This window comes from Saccharopolyspora sp. NPDC000995 (assembly GCF_053599315.1).
Map to the genome: position 1 here is coordinate 26,350 of NZ_JBSFLZ010000057.1, position 12,160 is coordinate 38,509.

Below are 12,160 nucleotides of genomic sequence, written 5' to 3' on the forward strand. Positions count from 1 at the left end.
GCAGCTCGGGGCACATCAGGCTCCCGGGGCGCAGATCGTGCTCGTCGCTGTCCGGTCCACAGTGGGCCCCGGTACCGGTAATCGTCTTGCGCCTCATCGGTGCGCCTCGGCGGCTGGCGTGAGGAAGGGAACGTTCCTGTCATTGACCGCGGCGGCTGGTGTGAGGAAGGGAACCTTCCTGTCACGGGTGGCAGGAAGGTCCCCTTGCTCACGGTGGGTGTGCGGGGCGTCAGGCGTTGGTGGTAACCGGTAGGCCTGCTGCTTTCCAGGCCCGGAAGCCGCCGGCGAGGTCGGTGGCTTTGGACAGGCCGAGCGTCTTCGCCTGGGCGGCGGCGAGGCTGGAGGCGTAGCCCTCGTTGCACACCAGGACGACCGGGCGGTCGGGGTGCAGGCCGTTCAGGCGGTGGCCGCCGGCCGGGTCCAGGCGCCACTCCAGAACGATCCGCTCCACAGTCAGCGCACCCGGGATCTCGCCTTCGGCAAGCCGGTCGGACTGCGGCCGGATGTCGATGATCAGGCCGCCTTCCTGCTGCAACGCGAGCGCTTCCTGCGGGGAGACCCGGGCCAACTTCGCACGCGAGTCGGCCAGCAGGTGCTCGATGCCGAACGGGCCGGCCGTGATGCTGTCCTGTCGTTGCGTCGGGATCGCGGTCATCCGAGCTCCTTCGGGTGTGGTGCGCGCGTTTGCGCAACGTGCGGTCGTTGCGGCGGGACTGGTGGCACGTCAGCCAGATCCGCGTAATAGCGGACCGGCAGCAGCGGTGGCGAATATGCGTGCACACTCGCCGAGTTCACCGAGCTGACGTTGCGGACCTGGTGCGCGCGCCCGCTGCCGAAGCCGACGCCAGAGCCGACGTCGTGGTGCGTGGTGCGGATCGGGCCCGCTGGATACCGGTAGTCCTCCCGAAGCTCGCCGAACAGCACGGAGAACGAGCCGGACGCGCCGCCGTGGTCGTGTGGTCGGGTGCCCTGGCCGGGAGCCCACGACAGCAGCCACAACTCGACGCCCGCGGTCAGGCTGAGCTTCGCCCACCATCGCCGTTCGTCGTCGATGCGCACGACGTCGAGCAATGGGCCGGTCAGTTCGGACGCGACCAGGCTGGTGAGGTCGCGCAGCTCGCGCGGCGTCCACAAAAGGTGGTCGGGGCGGATTAGGTCGTGCAGCAACGGCAGGTCGAGCCCGGGGTGCAGTTCCACCGCACCTGGCTCGGAAACCTGTTCGGTCGGGGTGTACTCGGAAAGTTGGTTGGCGTTGGACGGGTGCTGTCGCACAGCGCTCATGCGTGTCTCCAAGTTCGTCTTGCGGTGAGCACGGCACGACGCGCACGCCCTGCCGAGGCAGGGGCGTGCTTCAGTTGATGGATTCGTCGGACCGCGCGATGAGAGCCTGGAAAGGCGGAGCAGACCGCTTCAGCGACAGGCGGAAGTGACGACCAGGAACAGGTCGATCACGCGATCGCGGGTGAGCAACGAATCGGACACGTCGCTGATCGTGGCATGGGCCGGGCCGCAATGCGAGCACGATCGCGATCGTCCCGGTATCTGGGCGCCCGATGATCGTCACCCGACCGGGGCCTTCGGGGCAGGTGGGCGCAGGGTGCTCCCGGCCGCAGCCGCCGCAGGTGCAGGCGGAACAATGGGGCCTCGGAGGGACCTGCCGGATACCTGCGGCGGTCCGGACGGAGACGAACCGCCTGCGCGTCGCCGCGGCGCTGCGGTCAGTCACGGCTGGGAGGTAGACGTGGACGACCTGGTCATCCGGATGGATGGCGTCGGTGTTCGGCGGGGCAAGACCACGCTGGTGGCCGACGTGAATTGGTCGGTGGAGCTCGACGAGCGCTGGGTGGTGCTCGGCCCCAACGGGGCTGGCAAGACGACGCTGCTGAAGATGGCCAGCACCGAGATGCACCCGAGTGAGGGCAGCGTCGATGTGCTCGGCGAACGGCTCGGCAAGACCAACGTGTTCGACCTCCGGACCCGCATCGGCCTGTGCTCGGCGGCTCTGGCTGCCCGCATCCCCGGCGACGAACTGGTCCGCGATGTCGTGGTCAGCGCCGGATATTCGGTGCTCGGCCGGTGGCGCGAGGAATACGACGCGATGGATACCGACCGCGCCGCCGAACTGCTCGACATCCTCGGCGTGGCGCACCTGGCCGACCGCGAGTACGCGACGTTGTCCGAGGGGGAGCGCAAGCGCACCACCATCGCGCGGGCCCTGATGACCGATCCCGAGCTGCTGCTGCTGGACGAGCCGGCTGCGGGGCTGGACCTGGGCGGCCGGGAGGATCTGGTGGCGCGGTTGTCCGCGCTGGCCATGGACCCGGACGCGCCCGCGTCGGTGCTGGTCACCCACCACGTCGAGGAGATTCCTCCGGGCTTCACCCATGGCCTGCTCCTGCGTGAGGGGAACATCGTCGCGCAAGGCCTGCTCGACGATGTGCTCACCGAGGACAACCTGTCCAAGACCTTCGACCAAGACCTTGAACTGCAGCGCAGCGGCGACCGGTTCTTCGCCCGGCGGCGCGGCTGAGATCCGCGACACAGCATGTCCGGGGTGGTGCGCGATAGCCTGCCCGCGAGGTGGCGGTTCGACGAGGAGGTTGCTGCGTGGGCGAGTTCGTCAGGCTTGAGGTGGATGGCGCGATCGGGACGATCCGGCTGGATCGGCCGCCGATGAACGCGTTGAACCGGCAGATCGAGACGGAGCTGCGTGACGCCGCGATTGAGGCCGCCGAGCGCTCCGACGTTCGGGCCGTGATCGTTTACGGCGGTGAAAAGGTCTTCGCGGCGGGCGCGGACATCAAGGAGATGGCCGAGATGTCCTACGCCGACATGGCCCGCAAGGAGGAGCGCGGCCTGTCGGACGCGATGAGCCACGTCGCCGCCATCCCAAAACCGACCGTGGCCGCCCTGACCGGGTACGCCCTCGGCGGCGGTTTCGAGCTGGCGTTGAGCTGCGATCGGCGCATCGCAGGGGAGAACGTCAAGGTCGGCCAGCCCGAGATCCTGCTGGGTGTGATTCCCGGCGCGGGCGGCACGCAGCGGCTCGCCCGCCTGATCGGGCCCAGCAAGGCGAAGGACATCGTCTACACCGGGCGTTTCGTCGACGCCAAGGAAGCGCTGTCACTGGGCATGATCGACGAGGTCGTGGCGCCCGACGAGGTGTACGCGGCGGCGCGGTGCTGGGCCGAGCAGTTCACCGGCGGTGCGGCTCGCGCACTAGCCGCGGCCAAGGCGGCGATCGACGGTGGGCTGAACGTCGACCTGGACACCGGGCTGAAGCTGGAGACCCACCTTTTCGCGGGCACCTTCGCCACCGAAGACCAGAAGATCGGGATGCGCTCGTTCATTGAGAAGGGCCCGGGCAAAGCCAAGTTCACCGGGAACTGATCGGGTAATGTCTGCCGAACTCCTCTTTCGTGGCGGTGCGGGTGGCGGCGCTCCGAAGACGAAGAGGAGTTCGACAACAGGCACTTCAGGCCTGGACGGAACGGATCGTGACAGCTCGCCCCACCAGCTCGTCCTGCGGCTTCGCTGCCGGAGCATGGTTCCGGCAGCGGTGTTGAGGAGTTCTGGTGGGGTACAGCTTCGATTCGGAGGACGTGGTCTTCCTGCGCTCGGCGGCCGGTCGGGACGCCGTCGCCGAGCTCTCCGGGCTCGCGTTGACCAGCTCGACGCGGCTCAAAGACGTCGCCGCCGCCCGCAAGCTCGTCGGTGAACGGTTCTCGGCCGCCGCGTTGGAGACGGCCGTGCTGCGGCGTCGAGCCGTGTCCAAATTGGATGATTGCGCGGATTGGCTGTTCACCGACGCGGCGTTGCAGCAGGCGACGGCCAGCGTGGTGGCCAGGCATCGCGCGCAGCGGTTGGCCGGGCGCGACGTGCACGACGTGACCTGTTCCATCGGCGCGGACCTGGTTGCACTGACCGCCGTCGCGGCGCGCTGCGTCGGCTCCGACCTCGATCATGTTCGGTTGTTGATGGCCCAGCACAACCTCGCGGTTTCTGGGCGGTCGGCGGTGCTCGCGGAGGCCGACGCATTGCGCCCGGTGACCCGGGGCACGGCCGTGGTCGCGGACCCGGCGCGCCGGGACGACGCAGGTAGGCGGCGCTGGAACCCGGCGGACCTCGTCCCACCGATGGACGACCTGCTCGATGTGTACGCCCGACGCGACCTCGTGGTGAAGTGCGCACCGGGGCTGGACTTCGCGGCGGTCCCGGACAGCGCCGAGGCAGAGGTGGTGTCCCTGGCCGGTCAGGTCCGGGAAGCCGCGCTGTGGTTCGGAGGGCTGGCTGACCGCGACGTTCGGCGCCGGGCGACGGTGCTGCGGCGGGACGGCACCGGCTGGACTATCACCGATGCGGAGCCGGACGACTGCCCAGCCGTCGAAGTTCGGCAGTGGATCGTCGACCCGGACGGCGCCGTGGTGCGCGCCGGCCTCGTCCGGCACTACGCCGCGCGGCACGGGCTCGCCCAGCTCGACCCGCACATCGCCTATCTGACGAGCGACGAGCCGCCGCCGGGGGTTCGAGCCTTCCGGGTCTTCGACCACGGTCGGTACGGCGAGAAGTCGCTGCGCGCGCTGCTGCGCAGCCACGACGTGGGCAGGTTGGAGATCCTCGTCCGCGGTCTCGACGTGGACCCGGACGCGCTGCGCCGCCGGCTGAAGCTGAAGGGCACGCAGGAAGCGACCGCGGTGCTGACCCGGGTCGGCGACTCCGCAATGGCATACCTGTGCCACGCCCAGCGGGTCTGAGTGCCTTGGGTCACTCGATTTCCCCTTCCAGGTGTGCGTGCCGTGGGCGCGGCGAAAACCAGAGGCAGCCGACGCAACGCCTTCTCTATGCTTGGACGGAGTATGGGTACGTCGTCTGTTGAATCTCCGCTCGTCGATCTGCGAGAACGGTTGCCCGAGCTGATGCTGCATGACCAGCGTCGGCTGCGTCGTCGCATCGAGGGAGCCCGAAAGATCCGCGATCCGGAGGCACTGCGGGCCGTGACGGCCGAGATCGCCGGCGAGATCGAGGCCGCGGAGCGGCGTGTCGAGCAGCGCCGGGGCAACGTGCCCAAGATCAGCTATCCCGAGGCGCTGCCGGTCAGCCAACGCCGGGACGACCTGCTCGCGGCGATCCGCGACAACCAGGTCGTCATCGTCGCCGGCGAGACCGGCTCCGGCAAGACGACGCAGCTGCCGAAGATGTGCCTGGAGCTGGGCCGCGGCATACGGGGCATGATCGGTCATACCCAACCCAGGCGGCTGGCCGCCCGAACCGTCGCCGAACGCGTCGCCGAGGAGCTCGACACCGAGCTCGGCAGTACCATCGGCTACCAGGTGCGCTTCACCGAGCGAGCCGGCGTCGGCACCTTGGTCAAGCTGATGACCGACGGCATCCTGCTGGCCGAGATCCAGCACGACCGGCTGCTGCGGCGCTACGACACGCTGATCATCGACGAGGCCCACGAACGCAGCCTGAACATCGACTTCGTCCTCGGCTACCTCAAGCAGCTGCTGCCGCGCCGCCCCGACCTCAAGGTGATTATCACCTCGGCCACCATTGACCCGGAGCGCTTTTCGCGGCATTTCGACGACGCGCCGGTGATCGAGGTCTCCGGGCGCACCTATCCCGTCGAGGTGCGGTACCGGCCGCTGCTGGACGACTCGGATGAGACCGAGGATGTGGTGCGGGACCAGACGGAGGCCATCTGCGACGCGGTGGTCGAGCTCTGCGCGGAGGGGCCGGGCGACATTCTGGTCTTCCTCAGCGGTGAACGGGAGATCCGGGACGCCGCCGACGCCCTGAAGCAGCAGAACCTGCGCAACACCGAGGTGCTGCCGCTGTACGCGCGGCTGACGGCCGCTGAGCAGCACCGCGTGTTCCAGCCGCACAGCGGCCGGCGGGTCGTGTTGTCCACCAATGTGGCCGAGACCTCGCTGACGGTGCCCGGCATCAAGTACGTCATCGACCCCGGCACCGCCCGCATCTCCCGGTACAGCTTTCGGACGAAGGTGCAGCGCCTGCCCATCGAACCGGTCTCGCAGGCGTCGGCGAACCAGCGGAAGGGCCGCTGCGGCCGGGTTTCCGAAGGCATCTGCATCCGGCTGTACTCCGAGGAGGACTTCGAGTCCCGCCCCGAGTTCACCGATCCGGAGATCCTGCGCACCCACCTGGCCTCGGTCATCCTGCAGATGACCTCGCTGGGGCTGGGCGAGATCGAGTCGTTCCCGTTCCTGGAGCCGCCGGATCGCCGCCAGATCACCGACGGTGTCAACCTGCTCCACGAACTCGGCGCGCTGGACCGTTCGAAGACCGAGCTGCACAAGCGACTGACCCCGATCGGCCGCAAGCTCGCCCAGCTGCCGATCGACCCGCGGCTGGCCCGAATGGTCCTCGAAGCGGACCGCAACGGCTGCGTGCGCGACGTGCTCGTCATCGCCGCCGCGCTGTCCATTCAGGACCCCCGCGAACGACCGGCGGAAAAGCAGCAGGCCGCCGACCAGAAGCACGCGCGGTTCGTCGACAAGGACGCAGAGTCCGACTTCCTCGCCTACCTCAGCATGTGGCGGTACCTGCGCACCCAGCAGAAGGAACTGTCGTCCAACCAGTTCCGGAAGCTGTGCCGGACCGACTTCCTCAACTACCTGCGGGTTCGCGAGTGGCAGGACCTTTACGGCCAGCTGCTGCAGATGGTCAAGTCGATGGGCATGACCCTCGGCGACCAGGACGTCGACGCGGCGCGGATCCACCAGTCGGTGCTGGCCGGTCTGCTGTCGCACATCGGTCTCAAGGATGTGGAGAAGAAGACAGAGAAGAAGTCGAGGCCGCCCGGGCGCGGTTCGAACGAATACCAGGGCGCGCGCAACGCCCGGTTCGCCGTGTTCCCCGGGTCGTCGCTGTTCAAGAAGCCGCCGCGCTGGGTGATGGCCGCGGAACTGGTGGAGACCTCCCGCCTCTGGGCGCGCATCGCCGCTCGCATCGAGCCGGAGTGGGTGGAACAACTCGCGCAGCACCTGGTCAAGCGCAGTTATAGCGAGCCGCACTGGGAGAAGGACCGCGCCGCGGTGATCGCCGCCGAACGGGTCACCCTCTACGGCGTGCCGCTCGTGGTCGGCCGCAAGGTCAACTACGGGCGCATCGATCCGGAGCTGAGCCGCGAGCTGTTCATCCGGCACGCGCTGGTGGAGGGCGACTGGGACACCCGGCACGCGTTCTTCCACGAGAACCGGGCGATGCTCGACGAGGTCGAGGACCTCGAAGAGCGTGCCAGGCGGCGCGACATCCTGGTGGACGACGAGACGCTGTTCGAGTTCTACGACCAGCGAATCGGCGCGGACGTGGCTTCCGGCAGGCACTTCGACGCGTGGTGGAAGAAGACCGCCGAGGAACAGCCGGACCTGCTCAACTTCGAAAAGTCGATGTTGATCAACCGGGAATCGGCAGAGGTCAACGACCAGGACTACCCGGACTTCTGGTCGCAGAACGGTCACCGGCTGCCGCTGTCCTACCAGTTCGAGCCCGGTGCCGACGCCGACGGGGTTACCGTGCACATCCCGCTGGCTGTGCTCAACCAGATCGAACCGGACGGCTTCGACTGGCAGATCCCGGGCCTGCGCGAGGAACTCGTGACGGCGCTGCTGAAGTCGCTGCCGAAGACCGTGCGCCGGAACTTCATCCCGGCACCGGACTTCGCCAAGGCGGCGCTGTCCCGCATGACCTCGCCGGACGGCGCGCTGCTGGACGGCCTGCAGCGGCAGCTCCAGAGCATGACCGGGGTGGTGGTGCCGCGCTCTGAGTGGGACCTCGACCGGGTGCCCGACCACCTGAAGATGACCTTCCGGGTGGTGGACGGCAAGGGGCGCAAGCTCGCCGAGTCCAAGGACCTGGAGCCGCTCAAGCAGCGGCTGAAACCCAAGCTTCGCGCGGAGATCTCCGCCGCTGCGGACGACGTCGAGCAGAGCGGGTTGCGCTCCTGGGACTTCGGCCGGTTGCCGCGCACCTTCGAGCGGCAGCGGTCTGGGCATGCCGTGAAGGCGTACCCGGCGTTGGTGGACGAACGGGACAGCGTCGCGGTGCGGATGTTCGACACCGAAGAGGAACAGCAACACGCGCTGTGGGACGGCACCCGCCGGCTGTTGCTGCTGAATCTCCCGTCGCCGGTGAAGTCCATCCAGCGGGGGATGAGCAGCACCACCCGCCTGGTGCTGGGCAGCAGCCGGTACGGCGACCTCGCAGCCGTGCTCGACGACTGCGTGAGCTGCGCCGTCGACAAGCTGATGGTGGACAACGGCGGGCCGGTGTGGGACGAGGCAGCTTTCGACTCCCTCCAGAACAAGGTGCGGGCACGGCTGGGTGGGGTCACAGTCGACGCGGTGTCCGAAGTGGAGCATGTCTTGGTGGCGGCGCAGCGGGTGGAGGCGTTGTTGGCCGACCAGCCCGCAGGGTTGCACGCCGACGCGATCTCCGACATCCGCGCCCAGCTGGACGGGCTGCTGCATCCCGGCTTCGTGACCGAAACGGGCTTCGCGCGGCTGTCCGATCTGGCGCGCTACCTGCGGGCGATCGAGCAGCGGCTGGACAAGCTCCAGTACCACCCGCAGCGCGACCGGGACTGGATGTTCCAAGTGGACGAGGTCCAGCAGCGCTTTCGGGATCTTTTGGCCGAGGTGCCACAGGGGCGTTCCCCGAGCGAGGCGTTGCGGAGCATTGGATGGCTCATCGAGGAGTTGCGGGTGAGCCTGTTCGCGCAGACGCTCGGCACGTCGCAGCCGGTGTCGGTGAAGCGCATCCACCGCGCGATGGACAAGTTGGAGCGCTGATCCGGCGCTCGTCGCCACGGTCGACGAGTTGGACAACCACTTGAGCACGGTCGAGACCTGCATGACTGACCCCTTCCTGGTTCGGGTTGGTATGTCGGGCGAACACCGCGGCGGATGGCCGTGTTCGGTGCTTCCGAAGCGCTATTTGCTCCGAGCCGCATGCTTGGAGAACTGGCGCGCTTCGAACCGCCCAACATCGAGTATTCGCGCTCGAACAACCGTTCGCATCACTCGACGGGGTGGAACCCGCTGGAAAGGCGCGGGAATCGGCACCTCAAGCGGGTCCTCGACCAAATCTTTTGAGGATGGGGAAAAGCTCCACACTCACCGTCGTCCGGCGAACGCAGCGCAGTGCAGCTTTGCCGCTCAGGTGGCGGGGGAGACCGTCACGCCTAGGGCGCCGGGCCCGACGTGCGCGCCAAGGACCGCGCTCGTTTCTTCAAGCGTGATGCGGCGGACCTGGGGAAGTTGCGAGCGCAGGTCGTCAAGCAAGCGCTGGGCGCGATCGGCGAACTGGAAGTGCTCGACACCGATGTCGACCGGGCCGTTTCCGGATCGCTGGACCGCGTTCGCGACCACCTTCTTGAGAGCCCGGTCAGGTCCGATGGCCTTCGCTAGCTGGTCGATGATGCCTTCCTTGAGGACGAGCACCGGCTTGATCGACAGCGCCTGGCCGAGCCGGGCCTGGGCTCGCCCGATGCGGCCGCCGCGCTGCAAGTACTCCAGGGTGTCGACGTAGAGCAGCTGTGTGGTGGTGCGCAGGCGCCGATCCAGCACGCTCATCACGCCCTGCGGGGTCGCGCCGGCGACGGCGGCCTCGGCCGCGGCCATCACCGGGAAGCCCAGGCCCAGGCCGACCAGCCGGGAGTCGACCACATAGACGGGGATGCCGATTTCGGCGGCCGCGCTGCGGGCGGACTCACAGGTGCGGGACAGGCCCTCCGAGATGTGGATGGAGATGATCGCTTCGGCGCCGGAGGCGGCGGCGTCCGTGTAGTTCCAGTAGAAGGCCGGTGGTGGCGGTTCGCCGGTCTCCACCGGGATGCCGTCGCGCATCGCCTGGGCCAGCGTCGGGTGCGGCACCCGACGCTCGTCGTTCTGCTCGTCGCCGACCTTGAGTTCCAGTTGGACCACGGAGATGCCCAGCCCTTCGGCGGCGTCGTGCGGAATGGAAGCCGTCGAGTCGGTCACGATGGCGACGCGTTGCCTCATGCGGGCCAGGCTACTAATTGGTAGGGACTCGGTACATCTGCTCCGGCGGAAATGTCGTCACGGCAACCGGGCGAATTCGACGCCTGCGGGGGTGACTACCGTCACGTGCAGGGCCTGGTTGTATCGGCACTACCGACTAGTAATATTTTGGGTGGCCGGAGTCACTGTGCTTTTCGCACAACGACGTGGCAGGGTCAACTTACTCGGACTGTACAGTGCCGGGTCCGCAAGCAAAGCCGCTGGAGGACCAGCGAGCGTCGTCTGTCCGCAGGAGGTCGAAGAGGGCCCATGAACATCGTCGTCCTGGTCAAGCAGGTGCCCGACACGTATTCCGAGCGGAAGCTGTCTGCTGCGGATCACACCCTGGACCGCGCGTCGGCCGATGCGGTGTTGGATGAGATCAACGAGCGCGCGGTGGAAGAAGCGCTGTTGATCAAGGAGGCCCAGGGTGGCGAGGTGACTGTCGTGTGCATGGGCCCGGAGCGTGCCTCGGATGCGATCCGCAAGGCGCTGTCGATGGGTGCAGACAAGGCGGTGCACCTCTCGGACGAGGCGCTGCACGGCACGGATGCGCCGTCGACCGCGCGTGCGCTGGCGAAGGTGATCGGCACTGTCGAGGGTGTTGATCTGGTGATCGCCGGTAACGAGGCCACGGATGGCCGCACCGGTGCGGTGCCGGCGATGGTGGCCGAGGTGCTGGGCTGGCCGCAGCTGACCTTCGCCCGCAAGGTCGAGACCGACGGCTCGAGCGTGAAGATCGAGCGGGAGACCGACGCGGGGATCCTGAACGTCGAGGCGGCGTTGCCGGCGGTGGTGTCGGTGACGGAGAAGATCAACGAGCCGCGGTACCCGTCGTTCAAGGGCATCATGGCCGCTAAAAAGAAGCCGGTGTCGGTGTTGTCGCTGGTGGATGCCGGTATCGACGCGGGCGAGGTGGGGCTGACCAGCGCCGGTTCGCAGGTGGTGGAGTCGGCGCCGAAGCCGCCGAAGTCCGGTGGTGTGAAGGTCGCCGACGAGGGCGAAGGTGGCGTGCAGGTTGCCGAGTTCCTGGCCGGCGAGAAGCTGCTCTGAGGGTCGTTCACGGTTTTCGAGGAGGCATTGATTCATGGCTGAGGTTCTGGTCCTCGTCGATCACGTGGACGGCGAGGTCAAGAAGGTCACTTACGAGCTGCTGACGGCGGCGCGTCGGTTGGGTGAGCCGTCCGCGGTCGTGATGGGCGAGCCGGGTACCGCGGGGAAGCTGACCGATGCGCTGGCCGCTTACGGCGCGGCGAAGGTGTATGCGGCGGAGTCCGCGCAGGCCGCGGAGTTCCTGGTGACCCCGCAGGTGGACGTGCTGGCCAACCTCGTTGGCAGCGCCAGCCCGGCGGCGGTGCTTGTAGCGGCGTCGATCGACGGCAAGGAGATCGCCGGGCGGCTGGCGATCCGCATCGGTTCGGGCCTGCTGTCGGAGGTCGTGGACCTCGACGCCGACGGTGTGGGGTCGCACTCGCTATTCGGTGGCGCCTACGACGCCAAGGCGAAGGTCACCAAGGGCACGCCGATCGTCACGGTGCTGCCGGGTGCGATCGAGCCCGAGCAGGCCGCCGGCGCGGCTGCGGTCGAGTCGGTGGAGGTTCCGGCCGCTACGGGTGCGAAGATCACCGGTCGGCAACCCGCCGAGGCCGGGGACCGCCCGGAGCTCACCGAGGCCTCGATCGTGGTCTCCGGTGGCCGTGGTATTGGTTCGGCGGAGTCGTTCGAGGTCGTGGAGAAGCTCGCCGACAGCCTGGGTGCCGCGGTGGGCGCGTCGCGTGCGGCGGTGGACTCCGGTTACTACCCGCACCAGTTCCAGGTCGGGCAGACCGGTAAGACCGTGTCCCCGCAGCTGTACATCGCGTTGGGCATCTCCGGTGCGATCCAGCACCGGGCAGGTATGCAGACCTCCAAAACGATCGTCGCGGTGAACAAGGACCCCGAGGCCCCGATCTTCGAGATAGCCGACTTCGGCATCGTCGGTGACCTGTTCAAGGTAGCCCCGCAGCTCACCGAGGAAATCACCAAGCGCAGGGGCTGAGCCCCGAGCTGATCCGACGCGGAAGGCGATGATTCGAACTGTGGTAGTTCTAGTTCGCATCATTGGAATTCGGACGGTC

The 12,160-nt window shown here is 68.0% G+C and carries 9 protein-coding genes; 6 read left to right on the plus strand and 3 right to left on the minus strand.

All coding sequences use genetic code 11. The features are described 5' to 3' along the window. Positions 1-229: 229 nt before the first annotated feature. Together ACWDKQ_RS19555 and ACWDKQ_RS19560 are read right to left on the minus strand one after the other, a co-directional pair. A complete protein-coding gene (locus ACWDKQ_RS19555) occupies positions 230-655 on the minus strand; it encodes a rhodanese-like domain-containing protein (RefSeq protein WP_450140160.1) in 426 nt (141 codons plus the stop codon). Next, a complete protein-coding gene (locus ACWDKQ_RS19560) occupies positions 652-1,281 on the minus strand; it encodes a cysteine dioxygenase (RefSeq protein ID WP_450140161.1) in 630 nt (209 codons plus the stop codon). Before ACWDKQ_RS19560 ends, ACWDKQ_RS19555 begins: the two co-directional genes overlap by 4 nt. A 481-nt stretch (positions 1,282-1,762) precedes the next feature. Between ACWDKQ_RS19560 and ACWDKQ_RS19565 the strand changes: the two genes are divergently transcribed. The 4 genes from ACWDKQ_RS19565 to hrpA all read left to right on the plus strand — a co-directional run bounded on the left by ACWDKQ_RS19565 (position 1,763) and on the right by hrpA (position 8,813). Next, positions 1,763-2,530 (plus strand): ABC transporter ATP-binding protein, encoded by a 768-nt coding sequence (locus tag ACWDKQ_RS19565; RefSeq protein WP_450140168.1) that lies wholly within the window; start codon positions 1,763-1,765, stop codon positions 2,528-2,530. 77 nt (positions 2,531-2,607) lie between these two features. After that, a complete protein-coding gene (locus tag ACWDKQ_RS19570; RefSeq protein ID WP_450140162.1) occupies positions 2,608-3,390 on the plus strand; it encodes an enoyl-CoA hydratase/isomerase family protein in 783 nt (260 codons plus the stop codon). A gap of 185 nt (positions 3,391-3,575) precedes the next feature. Continuing rightward, the gene (locus ACWDKQ_RS19575; protein ID WP_450140163.1) at positions 3,576-4,754 is read left to right on the plus strand and encodes a THUMP-like domain-containing protein; all 1,179 of its coding nucleotides are present in this window, start codon (positions 3,576-3,578) and stop codon (positions 4,752-4,754) included. A gap of 162 nt (positions 4,755-4,916) precedes the next feature. Continuing rightward, positions 4,917-8,813, plus strand: a complete 3,897-nt coding sequence (gene hrpA / locus ACWDKQ_RS19580) for an ATP-dependent RNA helicase HrpA (protein WP_450140169.1) — start codon at positions 4,917-4,919, stop codon at positions 8,811-8,813. Positions 8,814-9,179: 366 nt separating this feature from the next. Here hrpA and ACWDKQ_RS19585 read toward each other — a convergent pair whose 3' ends face one another. After that, a complete protein-coding gene (locus tag ACWDKQ_RS19585) occupies positions 9,180-10,025 on the minus strand; it encodes a DegV family protein (RefSeq protein WP_450140164.1) in 846 nt (281 codons plus the stop codon). A gap of 288 nt (positions 10,026-10,313) precedes the next feature. Here ACWDKQ_RS19585 and ACWDKQ_RS19590 point away from each other — a divergent pair, with 288 nt between their 5' ends. Continuing rightward, positions 10,314-11,096 carry an electron transfer flavoprotein subunit beta/FixA family protein gene (locus ACWDKQ_RS19590; RefSeq protein ID WP_450140165.1) on the plus strand — a complete coding sequence of 261 codons (783 nt, stop codon included), beginning with the start codon at positions 10,314-10,316 and terminating at the stop codon, positions 11,094-11,096. Positions 11,097-11,130: 34 nt separating this feature from the next. Next, positions 11,131-12,081 (plus strand): electron transfer flavoprotein subunit alpha/FixB family protein, encoded by a 951-nt coding sequence (locus ACWDKQ_RS19595; RefSeq protein WP_450140166.1) that lies wholly within the window; start codon positions 11,131-11,133, stop codon positions 12,079-12,081. Positions 12,082-12,160 lie beyond the last annotated feature (79 nt).